Annotated in this window: 15 protein-coding genes; 5 read left to right on the forward strand and 10 right to left on the reverse strand. The window is 59.4% G+C overall.

The window, feature by feature from the left end:
- Positions 1-11 precede the first annotated feature (11 nt).
- Together pepN and KI617_RS17390 are read left to right on the forward strand one after the other, a co-directional pair.
- Positions 12-2,615, forward strand: coding sequence for an aminopeptidase N (pepN, locus tag KI617_RS17385; protein WP_226448415.1), 2,604 nt, complete (start codon positions 12-14; stop codon positions 2,613-2,615).
- Positions 2,616-2,829: 214 nt separating this feature from the next.
- Positions 2,830-3,321 carry an RNase H family protein gene (locus KI617_RS17390; protein ID WP_226448416.1) on the forward strand — a complete coding sequence of 164 codons (492 nt, stop codon included), beginning with the start codon at positions 2,830-2,832 and terminating at the stop codon, positions 3,319-3,321.
- A 36-nt stretch (positions 3,322-3,357) separates the two neighbouring features.
- Here KI617_RS17390 and KI617_RS17395 read toward each other — a convergent pair whose 3' ends face one another.
- Genes KI617_RS17395 through KI617_RS17405 form a run of 3 tightly spaced genes read right to left on the reverse strand, consistent with a single transcriptional unit; the run spans position 3,358 to position 5,635 of the window.
- A complete protein-coding gene (locus tag KI617_RS17395) occupies positions 3,358-3,876 on the reverse strand; it encodes a glutaredoxin family protein (RefSeq protein WP_226448417.1) in 519 nt (172 codons plus the stop codon).
- Positions 3,877-3,896: 20 nt separating this feature from the next.
- Positions 3,897-4,679: a LytR/AlgR family response regulator transcription factor gene (locus KI617_RS17400; protein WP_226448418.1), complete on the reverse strand. Its 783-nt coding sequence runs from the start codon at positions 4,677-4,679 to the stop codon at positions 3,897-3,899.
- Positions 4,652-5,635 carry a sensor histidine kinase gene (locus tag KI617_RS17405; protein ID WP_226452038.1) on the reverse strand — a complete coding sequence of 328 codons (984 nt, stop codon included), beginning with the start codon at positions 5,633-5,635 and terminating at the stop codon, positions 4,652-4,654. The genes KI617_RS17400 and KI617_RS17405 overlap by 28 nt, the downstream gene beginning before the upstream one ends.
- A 93-nt stretch (positions 5,636-5,728) precedes the next feature.
- Here KI617_RS17405 and argH point away from each other — a divergent pair, with 93 nt between their 5' ends.
- Both argH and KI617_RS17415 read left to right on the forward strand, forming a co-directional pair.
- Positions 5,729-7,117, forward strand: a complete 1,389-nt coding sequence (argH, locus tag KI617_RS17410) for an argininosuccinate lyase (protein ID WP_226448422.1) — start codon at positions 5,729-5,731, stop codon at positions 7,115-7,117.
- Positions 7,118-7,267: 150 nt separating this feature from the next.
- Positions 7,268-7,645, forward strand: coding sequence for an OsmC family protein (locus tag KI617_RS17415; RefSeq protein ID WP_226448424.1), 378 nt, complete (start codon positions 7,268-7,270; stop codon positions 7,643-7,645).
- A gap of 68 nt (positions 7,646-7,713) precedes the next feature.
- On the opposite strand, the gene grxD is transcribed toward KI617_RS17415, so the two are convergent.
- The 7 genes from grxD to KI617_RS17450 form a co-directional block, all read right to left on the reverse strand.
- Positions 7,714-8,034, reverse strand: a complete 321-nt coding sequence (gene grxD, locus KI617_RS17420) for a Grx4 family monothiol glutaredoxin (protein WP_226448426.1) — start codon at positions 8,032-8,034, stop codon at positions 7,714-7,716.
- Positions 8,035-8,047: 13 nt separating this feature from the next.
- Positions 8,048-8,896 (reverse strand): peptide chain release factor N(5)-glutamine methyltransferase, encoded by an 849-nt coding sequence (gene prmC / locus KI617_RS17425; protein ID WP_319004148.1) that lies wholly within the window; start codon positions 8,894-8,896, stop codon positions 8,048-8,050.
- A gap of 93 nt (positions 8,897-8,989) precedes the next feature.
- Positions 8,990-9,724 carry a winged helix-turn-helix domain-containing protein gene (locus KI617_RS17430; RefSeq protein WP_226448428.1) on the reverse strand — a complete coding sequence of 245 codons (735 nt, stop codon included), beginning with the start codon at positions 9,722-9,724 and terminating at the stop codon, positions 8,990-8,992.
- Between the two features lie 196 nt (positions 9,725-9,920).
- The gene (locus tag KI617_RS17435) at positions 9,921-12,218 is read right to left on the reverse strand and encodes a TonB-dependent receptor (RefSeq protein WP_226448430.1); all 2,298 of its coding nucleotides are present in this window, start codon (positions 12,216-12,218) and stop codon (positions 9,921-9,923) included.
- Positions 12,219-12,298: 80 nt separating this feature from the next.
- On the reverse strand, positions 12,299-13,072 hold the full coding sequence (locus KI617_RS17440) for a PEP-CTERM sorting domain-containing protein (RefSeq protein ID WP_226448432.1): 774 nt from the start codon (positions 13,070-13,072) through the stop codon (positions 12,299-12,301).
- Between the two features lie 31 nt (positions 13,073-13,103).
- A complete protein-coding gene (locus tag KI617_RS17445) occupies positions 13,104-13,802 on the reverse strand; it encodes a PEP-CTERM sorting domain-containing protein (protein WP_226448434.1) in 699 nt (232 codons plus the stop codon).
- Between the two features lie 64 nt (positions 13,803-13,866).
- On the reverse strand, positions 13,867-14,646 hold the full coding sequence (locus KI617_RS17450; protein WP_226448436.1) for a PEP-CTERM sorting domain-containing protein: 780 nt from the start codon (positions 14,644-14,646) through the stop codon (positions 13,867-13,869).
- A gap of 211 nt (positions 14,647-14,857) precedes the next feature.
- On the opposite strand from KI617_RS17450, the gene epsA reads away from it, so the two are divergent.
- Complete coding sequence (gene epsA / locus KI617_RS17455) at positions 14,858-15,763, forward strand: XrtB/PEP-CTERM-associated transcriptional regulator EpsA (protein WP_226448438.1); 906 nt, start codon at positions 14,858-14,860, stop codon at positions 15,761-15,763.
- The last annotated feature ends 92 nt before the right edge of the window (positions 15,764-15,855 follow it).

Raw genomic sequence — 15,855 nt, forward strand, 5'->3', positions numbered from 1 at the left:
ACGCCCACACCATGAAAACAGATACCCCCCAGACCGTCTATCTCAAGGACTACACCGTCCCCGCCTACCTGGTCGACACCGTCGATCTCGATTTCAACATCGAAACCGGCGGCACGACGGTGACCGCGACCTTGGCCATGCGCCGCAACCCGGCCGCCGCCAGCCAGCCGCTGATCCTCGATGGCGATGAACTGGAAACGCTGAGTGTCACAGTCGACGGCCACCAGGTGCCCTTTGCGGCCACCGCCAGCACCCTGACCATCAGCGATCTGCCGGAAAGCTTCACGCTGCAGACCGTCGTCCGCATCGACCCGGACAAGAACACCCGGCTGTCCGGCCTGTACCGCTCGGCCGACGGCTATTTCACCCAATGCGAAGCGCAGGGTTTCCGCCGCATCACCTGGTTCCTCGACCGGCCGGACGTGATGTCGACCTACACCGTCACGCTGCATGCCGATCAAGCGACCTACCCGGTGCTGCTCGCCAACGGCAACCCGGTCGATGCTGGCCAGGAAGCCAATGGCCGTCACTGGGCCAAATGGGCCGACCCGTTCAAGAAGCCAGCCTATCTGTTCGCCGTTGTCGCCGGCAAGCTCGATGTACTGAAGGACACGTTCAAGACGGCCTCCGGCCGCAGCGTGCAACTCGCCATCTACGTCGAGCCGGGCAAGCTCGACCAGTGCCCGCACGCCATGGCCGCGCTGCAGAAATCCATGAAATGGGACGAAGAACGCTTCGGTCTCGAATGCGATCTCGACCATTACATGATCGTCGCCGTCGGCGACTTCAACATGGGCGCCATGGAGAACAAGGGCCTGAACATCTTCAACACCAAGTATGTGCTGGCGCGCAGCGACGTCGCCACCGACGTCGATTTCGAGAACATCGACCGCGTCGTCGCCCACGAATATTTCCACAACTGGACCGGCAACCGCGTCACTTGCCGCGACTGGTTCCAGCTCTCGCTGAAGGAGGGCCTGACCGTTTTCCGCGACCAGGAATTCGGCGCCGACCTGCACAACCGGCAGACCGCCCGTATCCGCGAAGTACGCGGCCTGCGCGCCGCCCAGTTCCCCGAAGACGCCGGCCCGATGGCGCATCCAATCCGCCCGGCCAGCTTCGTCGAGATCAACAATTTCTACACCTCGACGGTCTACGAAAAGGGTGCCGAAGTCATCCGCATGATCCAGACCCTGATCGGCCGCGACGGCTTCCGCAAGGGCATGGACGAATACTTCCGCCGCCACGACGGCCAGGCCGTCACCTGCGAGGATTTCGTCGCCGCGATGGCCGCCGCCTCCGGTTTCGACTTCACCCAATTCATGCGCTGGTACAACCAGTCCGGCACGCCGCACGTCGCGGCGGACGGCTATTTCGATGCCGAGAGCAAGACCTACACACTGACCTGCACGCAATCGAACACCCGCGCCAGCGACGAGCAGCCCTACCTGATCCCGATCCGCGTCGCCCTGTTCGCCGAAGACGGCACGCTGCTTCCGGGCAGCGAACGCCTGCTGCAGATGACGGCGACGACGCAATCCTTCGTCTTCAACGAGGTAAGCGAAGAACCCGTGCCCTCGCTGCTGCGCGACTTCTCGGCCCCGGTCACACTCGATTTCGACTACACACCGGAACAGCTGACCCTGCTGCTGGCCCACGAAAGCGACCTGTTCAACGCCTGGGAAGCAGGGCAGCGCCTGGCTTCGACCCTGATCCTCGACGCCACGGCCGCCATCGCCGCCGGTCAGGCTCCGGTCTGGCCAGGCAGCTTCGTCGACGCCGCCCGCCGCCTGCTACAGACACAGGCCCAGCGCGGCGCCGCCTTTGTCGCCGAAGCCCTGACCCTGCCTGGTGAATCGACGCTGGCCGAAGCGCTGGACGTCGTCAATCCCGACGCCCTGCACGCCGCCCGCAACGCTCTGCGCCGGCACCTGGCCGAGCAACTCGAAGGTGAATTCTCCGGTCTTTACGCCGGGCTCGCCCCCAACACCGCCTACGCGCCGAGCAGCGAACAGGCCGGCCGTCGCGCGCTGCGCAATGTCTGCCTCGGCTACCTGCTCGAACTCGATACGCCGGCGGTCCGGCAACTGGCCTTGCAGCAATTCCGCGGTGCCGACAACATGACCGACCAGTTCGCCGCGCTGTCGGTGCTGGCCAACGTCAATGCCGATACCTGCCCGGAGCGCGACACGGCGCTGGCCGATTTTTATGCCCGCTGGCAACACGAAGCGCTGGTCGTCGACAAGTGGCTGGCCGTGCAATCGACCAGCCGCCGCCCGGATACACTGGCCACGGTCAAAACACTCACCGCCCACCCGGCCTTCGACATCGGCAATCCGAACAAGGTCTATTCACTGATCCGCGCCTTCGGGGCCAATCTGGCGCGCTTCAATGCCGCCGATGGCAGCGCTTACGCCTTCATCGCCGAGCGGGTGATCGAACTGCACGACCGCAACCCACAGGTCGCCTCACGCCTCGCCCGTTGCTTCGATCGCTGGAAGAAGTTCGATGCCAGCCGCCAAGCTCACGCCCGTGCCGCCCTGGAAAGCATTCGCGACCACGCCGGCTTGTCGCGTGACGTGCTGGAAGTCGTGACACGTTCGCTCGGGGGTTGAGCGAGCCTGACACACATAGCGATACGCACTGTTGCAAACGGTTACTTGAAACAGGGAAGGTCAGGCCTTATCTTGGACACATGCGCTGACCAGACATCAGCCTTGACGGCCACCCCCTCCCCCAAACCTCCTGGCCGTCCAGAAAGCCCCGTACCTCCCCCAGTACGGGGCTTTCGCCTTTCTGCAGCGGGCATTTCGGATTATTCTTGCCGCCATGGCCAAGCGCAGAAAAAAGAAGATCGAACGTGTCATTCATCTCTCTGCCGGGCCATTGCCTGCGCGTCTGGCTGAGCGCTTCATCGGCCAGCCGCTGATCTTCTGCGACGCTAGCCAGTTACGCCACGGCGGGCTGGCTGCCGTCCTGTTTGCGCATGCCGGAGCCGACCCAGTGATGGCAACCCGCACCGTGCCCGTCATTGGCAGCAACGAACTCGAACTGCAGGCTGCCGTTTTTGCGCTGGAACAAGCCGGCCTGCACTTCCCGGAGCGGCCGCTGACCTTATTTTCAGACAATCAGGATGCCGTCACCAGACTGAATCTGGCGAAGACGGCAGGCCTGGCCCAGGACCCTGAGCTGACCGGCACGTTTCCTGCACTGGATCTTGGTGCGCTGCTGGCCAATGCCAGCATTTGCTGGATCAAGGGGCATTCGGCCTGCCGCGGCAATGCGCTGGCCGACCAGCATGCCCGGTCGGCTGCTGCTTGATCAGACCTAGCCGGGTTTCACGCCCAAGTTACTGGCTTAATCCCGAATCCACGGCCGCAATAACTGACGCAGCGCCGCCTCGTTATAGCCACTGATCACCTCGTCCCCAACCTTGATCAGGGGCACGCCGTTGCCACCCAGTTTCTTGTGCTCGCTGAGGGCTATCGAGCTTTTCTCGATGTCGTGTTCGGTATAGCGAATGCCATTGGCGGCAAAGAACTCGCGGCTCATCTTGCAGTAGCCGCACCAGTCCGTGGCGTAAAGCAGCACTTCCGGTTGACTGGCTGTCATCGCAGCCTCGGCTTGTGCGCTTCGTTGCTGCAACAATGGCCGGCCAAACCAGAAGGCCACACCAAAGGCCAGCAGCACCAGCAGCCATTTGCCCGCACCGCCACGGCGCTCTGGGCCCATCGTGATCGCGTACTGGCGCAGGCTATCCGGTGGCAGTGAATTGCCCGCCTTGGCGTAGGCGCGTTCGCACGATGGGCACTGCCAGTCCGGGCTCTGGTCGCCAGGCCGGCGGGCATAGTTGCAATGGGGGCAGATTTGGCTCATCGATATTTCTCGTCAGGATTTCAGGCGTGCTTGACCAAGGCCTTGGCCGGGGCCCATTGCCGACGACTGACCGGCAGCTTTTCCGGAACACCGCGCAGCAGCGCCCAACCGTAGGCCTCGGCGTCGTCCACGGCAGTCTTTTCAAAGCCGGCCAGTGCCGTCTTGGCAACCAGCACGGCCCGATGCAGGCGCAGGAAGCGGTCGGCAAACTCGGTTTCAAGGTGGGTCAATGCCTCATCAAGCAGGTATTCACGTTCGACAGTACGGGCGGTAACATATTTGAGATCGGCCTTGAAGTAGAGCACCTCGGCGATCGGCACCAGCAACAGCCGGCCACGTTCGTGACAGGAAAGATGGGTGCGCCCGCCACCGCGCACCTCCTGGCCAATGCCGGCAAGCAGCGCGGCATCCGGGCGCGGCCCCGGCACCTTTTGCAGGGCAGCAAGCAGACGCTGGGCCCGGACCGGTTTCAACAGGTAATCGACGGCGTTGAGATCAAAAGCCTGGACGGCGTAGTTGTCGTAGGCCGTGGTAAAAATCACCGCCGGCGGCTTTTCAAAACGACCAAGATGGGTCGCCAGTTCGATGCCATCCATGCCCGGCATGCGGATGTCGGCCAGCACCACGTCGACCGTCTGTTCGCGCAGAATTTCCAGTGCCAGCAAGCCGTTGGCTGCTTCGCCCACCACCTCGCTCGGCAGTTGCACGGCAAGATCGGAGAGCAAGGCACGCAGGCGGTCACGCGCCAGCGGCTCGTCATCGACGATCAGGAGTTTCAGTGGGGCAACGGGTGACGTTGACATGGCAGGATGATGCGAACCTCATAACAGTTATCGCCGACCTCGATTTCCAGCCGGGCTTCAAGATCGTAATACAAGGCCAGACGTTCGCGGATATTGGCCACCGCCATCTGGTTGCCAGCGGCATGCTGGGCCTGACCGGCGGTCGGATTGGCAATGGCGATACGCAACTCATCCCCCTTCTGCTCGATGCCAATGCGGACGGTACCGCCCTCCTGAGCAGGCTCGATGCCGTGATAGACGGCATTTTCCAGCAGCGGCTGCAACATCAGCGGAGGGATCGGCAGGGCCAGGGAGACATCCCCGATTTGCCAGTCGACGGAAAGACGCTCCCCCAAGCGGAGGTTTTCCAACTCCAGATACTGCTTGGCCAGCGCGATTTCGTCGGCCAGACTGACCAGTTCGCAAGGATCGCGCATCGCGGCCCGGAACAGATCGGACAATGACTCAAGCGCAGCCTCGGCCTCTTGTGGCCGGGCCCGGATCAAGGACAGCACGGCATTCAGTGAATTGAAAAGGAAGTGCGGCCGAATGCGGGCATTGAGCGCCGCCAGCCTTGCCTCGGCCTGCGCCGGCGAGAAGGCACGCGAACGGAGCTCGAAATAGGTCAGCAACAAAGCAGTCATGGCCACCGCCAGCAGCATGGCCCGCAACACACCACCAGACTCGACCAGCCCCATCGAACGCGCATAGAGGAAAAACGCCGCCGAAACGCCCCCGGCAAGGGCCAGCACGCAGGCCTGACCGACGCGCAGGGGCAGCCGCCAAAGGATGTCCCGGGATAATGACAAGGCCCCGAGGCAGAGCAAAAGCAGCGGCTCGACCACCGCCGCCAATTCGATGTACTGCCCCATCCAGCCGGCGATATCGGCGGATTGCACGAGCGCCGCCAGGGCGGCCAGCGCATTGATGCCGAGCAGCACGCGCAACATCACCCCGAAATTGCGCCAGTCGGGCAAGGGGTAGGTTGCTGGAAAGTGCCGTATACTTGTCATCTTTGTGCGGGTTTGTTCCAAATTCGTCGCCGATTTGCCCCATTCTAGACCAGAGTCATGACTTCCAACGCCAATCAATATACTTGGGCCGGCCGCTTCTCCGAGCCGGTCTCCGATCTCGTCAAACGCTACACCGCCTCGGTCGATTTCGATCAGCGCATGTGGCGTCAGGACATCCGCGGCTCGCTGGCCCACGCCCGCATGCTGGCCAAACAGGGCATCATCGCCGCCGCCGACCTGGCCGATATCGAACGCGGCATGGCCATCGTTACCGAGGAAATAGAGTCGGGTAAATTCGAGTGGTCGCTCGACCTCGAAGACGTGCACCTCAACATCGAGAAGCGCCTGACCGCCCTCGTCGGCGATGCCGGCAAACGCCTGCATACCGGCCGCTCGCGCAACGACCAGGTGGCCACCGACATCCGACTCTACCTGCGCGATTCGATCGACGACATCCTCGTGTTGATCAAGGCTTTCCGTTCGGCGCTGGTCGATCTGGCCGAGAAGGAAGCGGCGACGCCGATGCCCGGCTTCACGCATTTGCAGGTCGCCCAGCCGGTCACCTTCGGCCACCACATGCTGGCCTATTTCGAAATGTTCGGCCGCGATGCCGAGCGTCTCGTCGACTGCCGCAAGCGCGTTGCCCGCCTGCCGCTCGGCGCCGCCGCACTGGCCGGCACGACCTACCCGATCGACCGTGAATTCGTCGCCGAACAACTCGGCTTCGAAGGCGTTTGTGAAAACTCGCTCGATGCCGTGTCGGATCGCGACTTCGCCATCGAATTCACCTCGGCCTGCGCCCTGCTGATGATGCACATCAGCCGCCTGTCGGAAGAACTGGTCATGTGGATGAGTCCGCGCATCGGTTTCATCCAGATCGCCGACCGCTTCTGCACCGGCTCGTCGATCATGCCGCAGAAGAAGAATCCGGACGTCCCGGAACTGGCGCGTGGCAAGACCGGCCGCGTCTATGGCCAGTTGATGAGCCTGCTCACCCTGATGAAATCGCAGCCGCTGGCCTACAACAAGGACAATCAGGAAGATAAAGAACCGCTGTTCGACGCCGTCGACACGGTGACCGACACCCTTCGTATCTTTGCTGACATGGCCGGCGGCATCACCGTCAAGCCGGAAGCGATGAAGGCCGCGCTGACCCAGGGCTTCGCCACCGCGACCGACCTCGCCGACTACCTGGTCAAGAAGGGCCTGCCCTTCCGCGACGCGCACGAAGCCGTCGGCCACGCCGTCAAGGCCGCCGAAGCCAAGGGTGTCGACCTGCCGCAACTGACGCTGGACGAAATCCGCGCCTTCTGCCCGCAAGTCGAAAGCGACGTTTTTGCCGTGTTGACCGTAGAAGGCTCGCTGGCCAGCCGCAATCACATTGGCGGCACCGCCCCCGAACAGGTCAAAGCCGCCATCGCCCGCGCCCGTCAGCGTCTGGGCTGATTCGCCAACTCGCAGCAAAAAGCCGCCAGGTTAAACCCGGCGGCTTTTTTTGCGCCGAACAAGTTAGAGGTTTAATATATAAGCGAACGTTGATATTTAATCCGGGTGATTGATCAACGCCACTAATAATTAACTACCAGGTAGAACAGCATGTACAAAACCGTTGTCGACAACACGCCGCTCATCAAGGTCAGCAGCGCCAAGCACGAAGCCAATTATTCGGTGAATGGCTCCCTGATGAACCCGCTCGAAGCCTTCTACGCCGCGCTCGCCGCCTGTGCTGCGGTTTACGCCAAGAAAGCCTGCAAGGAACTCGGCATCCCGGCCGAAGGCATCGAAATCGCCTGCAAGCCCTTCGCCGGCCCCGGCGGTCCGCTGACGCTGGCCAAATTCAAAAGCGACGTGCACTTCCCCGAGCATTTCACGACTGAACAAAAAGCCAAAATCCTCGACAGCATCGCCCATTGCGCCGTCAAGGAAATCGTCATGGATGGCCCGAGCATCGAGTTTCAGGTCGCTGAAGTTTGAATCGGCCAAACGAGCAATAAAAAACCCGGGGACCAGCCCCGGGTTTTTTGTTTCTGCTGCCTGAACAATCAGGCAGCAATGCCTTCCAGCATCTGCTGCAGCTCGCCGGTCTGGTACATCTCTTTCATGATGTCGCAGCCGCCGACGAATTCGCCCTTGATGTAGAGCTGCGGAATGGTCGGCCAGTTGGCGTATTCCTTGACGCCGTTGCGGACTTCCTCATCGGCCAGCACGTTGACGGTGACGAAATCATTGACGCCGCAGACCTTCAGGATCTGCACGGCGGTGGCGGAAAAACCGCACTGCGGGAAGCGGGCATCGCCCTTCATGTAAAGAACGACCGGGTTTCCGGTCACGGTGGCGTGGATGCGTTGCTGAACGTCGGACATAATTTCTCCTGATTTAAAGATGGGCGCCTGAAACACGGTCTATGCCGGCCAGGTCGGGAAAAGTGGATGCGGCTTTGAACCCTGCCGCGGTCAATAAGTTCCGGCTCGCCTCACCCTGATCGTAGCCGTGCTCGAAAAGCAGCCAGCCACCGGGGTTCAGATGCGCCGCTGCATCAGCGACGATGCGGCGAATGCAGGCCAGACCATCGCCGCCGAGCTCCTGGTCAGTCAAGGCCATCCGCGGCTCATGCGGCAGGCCATTCAGTTCCAGATGCGGATCGCCTTCCGCCACGTAAGGCGGATTGGAAACGATCATGTCAAACTGCCGCCCGGCCAAGGGCGTAAACCAGTCACCTTCGTAAAAATCGATCTTCGCCCCCAGCCGGCCCGCATTGTTGCTAGCCACCGCCAGAGCACCGGGCGACAGATCCAGTGCCGATACTTTGGCTGCCGCGCATTCCAGCGCCAGTGATATGGCAACGATGCCCGACCCGGTACCAAGATCGATAACCGTCGGGGCCACCAATCCGTGCAGCTTCTCCAGCGCCAACTCGATCAGTACTTCGGTTTCCGGCCGCGGGATCAGCACTTCGGGCGACACCTGAAAGACCCGTCCGCGAAACTCCGCTTCGCCGACCAGATAGGCCAGTGGTTCGCCAGCCGCCCGACGCCCCAACAACAATTCGAACTGCTCCTGTTCCGAGGCTTCCAGCCTCTTCTCTGGGTGCATTAGTAAATCGTTATATCGATAACCACCGACATGCTCGAGCATCAGTCGCGTTTCCAAGCGAGCGGACTCTATACCCGCTTCTGCCAAAATTGCTTGCCCTCTACGCCAATTTGCCCCGATGGACGGCACCACTACTCCAAAAGAAATGAAAAGGGCAGCCAAAGAGCCGCCCTTCTGATTATACCGGTTTGGCTTCAGCCCCCGGGCACCTGGAAACAGGCCCCGTCATTCCCCGCGAAAGCGATAGCCGCCACCGCGAACAGTCTCGACCCGACAATGATTACCGGAGTCCCGCAATCCGCTGCGCAATTTTAGAATATGCACATCGACAGTTCGTTCGCTGACATACGCGTGATCACCCCACACTTCATCGAGCAATTGGCGACGGGTGTACATGCGCTCTGGATGCGACATCAGAAAAGTCAGCAGACGGAAATCTGTCGGCCCTAGGCTGATCGGCTTGCTTCCGGCCGAAACCTGGTAGGTTGCCGGATTTATTGTCAGCGTACCAACCTTGATTGCCTCACTGGCGATATGCGGCATCCGCCTTCGCAGGACTGCCCTGATACGTGCCATCAGTTCGCCATGTCCAAAAGGCTTGGTTATGTAATCATCTGCCCCGGCATCCAGTCCCAGGACCTTGTCGCGTTCCGCGCCCCGAGCCGAAAGCATGACAATTGGAATATCACGAGTCCGAACTGCGCCACGTATCTTTCTGATCAAACCCAAACCAGACTGAACCAAAGGCTTGCAGTCGAGGATCAGTAGATCGGGCAAGGCCAGGCGTATTGCCGACTCAGCCACCGCAGCGCTCTCAACAAAATCGACGCTGAATCCACCTTGCAAGAGGTGGCACCCAACCAGACTCCGAGCAGTTTGTTCTTCGTCCACCACGAGAATGTTCCCAAGCGCTTGGCGGCTTATGAAAGCTGGATTGCCGGAAAAGTCTCTCATATGCATGCTTTATAAAGCCATCGGAAATCGGTCAATAAACCATAGGGAGCAATTCCCCCCCGAAATCCCCTGATGATTGCCCAATCCAACTGAAACAATAATGAAACATATTATCGAACGGCAACGCCCCCCGAAAAAGGGGGTGCGACGATATGCCGCGCCTTGTGCCGCCGGGAGAAAGGCCAAAAGACAAAGCCTGTGGTTAGAAGAATAGATTCAGCGCCACATTGAATGATCGCCCGCGTCCGGGCACTGTCATTCCCCAGGGAATGCCGTTGATGGTCATTGAATTGCCCTGGCCAACATAAGCACCGCCAAGCGGCAGATAATAGAAACGGTCAAACAGGTTCTCGATGGCTGCATCGATTCTGGCATGCTTCCACTCGTAACTACTCCGCAGATTGAACAGGGTGTAGCCGGGCGTTTCCGATTCGTTTCGAACCTGCGATGTGTTTGTCTTGCTGGCGACCATGTGCGTTTCAAACGTCGTCGTCAGACCGCCCTGCTTGTGGATCAAGGCCAGTTTCACATTGGGCGGCATGATGTGATAGAGGTTGTCGCCGGTAGTCCGATTTTCGCCACGGACGTAGCTCGCCATGCCGGAAACGCTGAATCCCCCCAACCCTTCGATGCGGCCGAGCAAGCGCCGACCGGACAGGTCAAGACCGTAAAGCCGTGCCGACTGGTTGATATAGCGAAGCTTGACGTATTCATCCCTAGTGGTCTCGTTGGTGACGGTGCATTGTGAATTGAAGCTGTTTTTGCATCGTTCCGCGTCGATAAAATCTTCGACATAGGTCAAATAGGCGGTCGCCTTGAAATTCCAGCGCTCCTGATTCTCGTCATGCCAGTCGCCCGTGGCGCTTACCGTATGAGCCACTTCCTGCTTGAGGTCGGGATTACCGATATAGGCATTACCGTCACCGACAAAGTTGTTCATCAGCGCCGCCATGCTGTTATACGACCACGGGTAACGCTCGTATAGATTGGGGGACCGGGTCTTCCGTGCCACACCAAAGTCATAGGTCTGTTGCAGATTCGGGGTATATCGAAATAGAGCAGAGGCATCGTAGTGCTCGTCCTGGCGCTCATGCTCCCGAGCATTGAAACGCTTGGCATCCCCGGCATAGCTGTTGCTGTATCCCTGCGCCGCTCCGGCATCGGAACGAACGGTATCGTAGCGAACGCCAAGCAAACTCATCCAGGCAGGTGTCCAGCGCGCTTCCCATTCCGAAAAATAGCCGACCCTGTCGCGTTCGCCCTCTCGAATGTTCCAGAAATCATTGCAGCACATCGACACACCGGCGTTGATCGGAGGCCACCAGTCATCCAGACGGTATTTCTGGAAATCGCTCCCGATGCGAAGGGTGTGTATTTCAGACAGGCCAATACTGGCTTTGATCAAACCCCCATCCGTTGTGGCTACGGTATCCATGGGCATCAACATGCCGGCGAAGCGATCCTGAATGTAATCCATATGATGGCGCAGGTTCTGATGGAAATATCGCCCCTCAAGTTCGCCCCATTCATATTGGCCGACATAACTTATGTTCGTCGTCCGGTTTACATTGGATGGCTTACCTTTGTTGATGGTGTAATCCAAGGGATCATCGGCCGATGGCCCGCTCGAAATCATGTCCATGCGCTGATTGGGGAATCCCGAGTAGTCGAGTCGCTGCTCCCCGTAGCCGATTTTGAACAAATGGTTGCGCATGGGCCGCCATGCCAAGCTTATGTCTTCGTTTTCCGAGCCGCGATACTCGCTGGCCGCGACGATATGGTCCGGGATGGACCGCTCGCCCAAGGTCTTCCAGGCCCCGCGTTTCTTGAAGTTATCGGCTGCCCAGTAGTTGTGAGACTCGGTTGCCGATCGCGTGTAGTTCAGGCTCAGGGTCTCGGAGGCCAGCATGAGGCTGAGGTTTGTCCCATTGGCGTAGCCATTGCTCCGGTAAAAAGCGCCAAGCTCTCCGGAGGCGATATAGCCTTCATCGGCTTTGGCGAACTTGGGGGGGGCCGGTTTAACCAGTATGGATCCACCAATACTGTCTCCACCGACGCTGACCGGGGCAATGCCGGCGTATACCTCGATGCTGGCCACTCTCGTCGGATCGATGAAAGACATCGCCGGATTCATGTGATTTGGGCAGGCTGTCATCAAATCCATGCCATCCACCTGAGTACGCAGGCGGTCGTCGGCGAGGCCTTGCACGACAGGCAGGCTGGAAATTCCGCCAGCACCGTAAGAGCTGACGCCAGGAATATTCTCGAGAAGACGTGCCGTGTCGCTGGTATTGGCGCGCCACGCAGGCAAGTTGTGTTTTTCGAGTTGGACCGCCCCAGGTGGCGCATCCTCGATTCGCGTGGCATCAACGGTGACCGTACTCAGGGTCGTTGTTGCCTCATCCCCGTTCGAGGCGGGATTGGGCGTCTGAGATAGCGCAACCAAAGGAAATACAGAAAACAATACCGCCCAGGAACGGGCCGGGAATTGATGAGTCATTTGCGTGATACCGAAAATGAACAATGGCGGAGTTCAGAACTCCGCCATTTGACTGCAAAAGCCAGCGATGTCGCTGGTCCTCAGACTTGCCGACGACGGCGTGCCACGAAGCCCATGAGACCCAAGCCGGCCATGAACATGGCGTAGCTCTCCGGCTCGGGAACGGCTGCGGTTATTATTTGTGAAAGCGGCACCCCGCTCATGGTTCCGATAGCGTCGTAGTATTTTGCAGAGGTAGCTGTCATACAAACAGCCCCCATCATCCCGCCCGGAGCGCAGTCGGCATAGGCGGTGGCAGAAAGGCCTGCACTTCCCGTACCCGCTTTTTCATTCCACGTCAGCGCCAGCGGGTTGCCGGCAGTATTGGCTGCACTAAGACTGTCGGGGATAAAAACGTAAGCGTAAGAATTCTGAATCGATTTCGCGTAGTTTTTCATGCTTGGCCCCCCAGCAAAAACGCCGCCAACGTCGATACCTTCCTGCGGCGTCCAGGTATTGCCCATGAACGTGTTGGTCGTATTCTTGGCAAAGGTGGCAACCAGGGTGCCGCCCAGCGCTGCGTCATGGTAGCTGTAAAGCTGGAAAGTCAGCGGCACCAGCGTCTGATCATAATACGGGGCGGCACCTTGAGCCGGCCATTCTCCTGTCATCGACTCGGTCAGGGTGCCTTGCAGGTTTGTTACCGTATGGGTGACGTCATCAAAAGAGAACGATCCGGTGAAGATGCTGTTCTTCGGTTGAGTATCCGGCTCGTACCATGTGGTGACGATGTTGTAATTGCCAGTTGCGGCCTGTGCTACTGGTACGGCAGCAAATGTTGCAAGCAGTGCGGCTGCGATTACAGCTTTTTTCATTGCAGTATCCTCTAAAAAGAAAGTAAGTCTGTTAAGACGCCTTGCGGCGGAAAGCTATCCAGCCCATCACCCCCAGGCCGGCAAGGAACATGGCGGAGGACTCGGGCTCTGGCACGGCGGCGATGCTCTGCGAGAGCGGATAGCCGCTCATCGTGCCGAGCGCGCCATAGCCGGCGATGCTGGTGCCGGTCATGCAGGTCGCACCCATCATGCCGCCGGGGGCGCAGTCTGCGTAGGCAAGCTTGTCAAGCTGCGCTTGGGTGAGTTGTGCCAGCGGATTGTCCGGGACGAAGATCAGCGCGTAGGCATTGCCAGGGTTGGCAATCGCCGAGGGGAACCCCGCATACAAGACCTCCCCGCCGGGCAACCAGGTATCGCTGCCGAATGAGGTTGTGAAGGTGGTGGTCGTCGGATTCCTGAACGTCGCCGCAAAAGTGCCGCCGAGCGTGCCGTCGTACCAGGAAACCAGTTGGTGGCTCAGCGTCAGCCAAGTCATGGGCGTGCCGCTTTGCAGGCCCCCGCTCATTGACTCGCTGAGACTGCCCTGGAGATTGCTCAATGTCCTGGTGGCGTCGTCGTAGGTAAACGAGCCGATGAAGATCGAATCGTAGGGCCGGGTTTCGGGCTCGTACCAGGTCGTGGTAACGCTGTAGGAACTCGTCGCCGCCTGGGCGACCGAAGCGCCGCCTAGCAACACCAAGGCACTGCAGAGCAAGGAAATGGATTTCATGATCGCCATCCTGTCGCATCAATGAAACCGGCCAGCGCCTCGTACGAAGTGCTAGCCGCTGTGGTCAAACCGACCGGCGACGGCGAACCATTGCACCCATCAGACCCAGACCAGCCAGGAGCATGGCGTAGGATTCCGGCTCCGGTACTGCGGCAATGGTTTGCGAGTTAGGCAGCGTGCCCTGCATGGTGCCGCCCGGGATCAAGGTGCCGCTGGAGTTGTAGCCGTTCCAGCCGGTCATGCACTTGTTGCCGGAGCCGGTGCGCGGCATCAGAGCGGCCGGTGTGCAGTCGCCGTAGGCGATGTAGTTCAACTGAGATTGAGTCAGCGCTGCGGTCGGGTCAGCAAGATTGACGAAGACCGAGACAAAGGCGTTTTCGGTACCTGCGGTATAGACGGCGCCCATCTTGCCGTTGGAGCCAAAGGTGCCGCCGAAGAAAGAACCCAAGGCGTAGCTGGGGTGATTCGGATTGAATACGTTGGTGTCGTTGTTCTTGAACACCGAAACGACCAGGCCGTCGTTGACGCTGTCGCCATTGGTATCAACGGCAACCGAGGACAACTGGTTGGTGAGAGTGACCCAGGCACTGATGCCGGGTCCGCCGTCCATGGCTTGATTGATCTTGCCGGTCAGATTGGAAACGGTTTGCGTCACGTCATCGTAGCTGAACGAGCCGTAAAACCCGGTATCCCAGTCCGGGTGCGAGGTGTTGTACACCACCTGATTAAAGGTTTGCGTCACGCTGTAGTTCGTCACCGATGCATTTGCTGCGCTTGCCGAAACAAGCAGCGACAGCAGACCAGCGGCCTTGAGCAGCAACGGAATGGCAGATTTGCGAATCATTTGAGTTCTCCCTGTGAATAAACCAGTTACCAGCAGAAAATGCCGTCTTTGGCGGGCTCTTTTACCCTGCTGATCATTCAGATGCGGAAGTTACGCCGGGGGTGCAATGCCAGATATGGTTCATTCGACCCTATTTGATGCACTGCGACGATATGCCGCATGATTCTTGATTGCCTGCCTCCAACTCAGTCCGTATATTCGCCGAGGCCGCATGAGCACCCCCCTCTCGATTGTCGGCAACATTCCATCTTCAATTCATCAAGAGGGCTTCAGAGGGGTTACCAGGGATAGAAGACTCATGCACCAACCCGTTGGGTTGCTGGAGATCATCCACAAATCGCTTGCCATCCAGTCTCATCAGGAGCTCTTCCGGTGGATGCATGGCGGCGTTCAGGAACTTGTGCCCCATGACGTGCTGATTGCTGCCTGGGGCGATTTTGTATCCGGCCAAATTCTCCTGGACGTCGTCTCGCCATTGCCCAACCTGAGAACGACCGAGGTATCGACTGAACTTGTCCTGCCGTTTCTGGCTGACACATTTGAGTCGTGGGAAGAAACCGGATGCGTTCCGATCTCATTCGCTGTGCGGGAAGGTGTTTTCAGGTTCGACGGAGCGGGGGCAGCGACCAACCCGGCCGCGAACAGCCTGGCAAGGATGCGCTGGGCGATCGTTCATGGCATCAAGGACAAGCGAGGTGACCTGGAATGCCTGTATGTTTTCCTGAAAGATGCGCCGGTATTGGAACCCTTCGAGGTCAACTGGGTGAAACTCCTGCTGCCATTCGTGGATGTAGCGTTCCGACGCGTGTCACATTTACCGATGCAGCGTTTGGCGAGCATGCCAAGTACGGGAACGATGCCCGAGAACCAGGAAGTCGCGGAAACGCAGGCAACAGGGCGCCTTCAAAAGCTTGAAGACCTGAGTTCCCGCGAACAGGAAATCATGCACTGGGTGAGCCTTGGCAAGACGAACCCGGAAATCGGCCACATCCTCTGCATCAGCCCGATAACGGTACGCAATCACCTGTACCGAATTTTTCGCAAGCTGGATGCAATGAATCGCGCTCAAGCGGTTTTTCAGCTAAGACAGCGTGGATTGGCTGACGAAGGAAACTAAGCGCCTCAAGCCAAAGTGCGAGCTAGGCATCGTCGCCTTGTGCAAGCGTGTTCAATATCGGGTGGCCACGACGGACCGCCGGAATCGGCGGA

It is taken from the genome of Ferribacterium limneticum (assembly GCF_020510625.1).
Taxonomy (GTDB): domain Bacteria; phylum Pseudomonadota; class Gammaproteobacteria; order Burkholderiales; family Rhodocyclaceae; genus Azonexus; species Azonexus limneticus_A.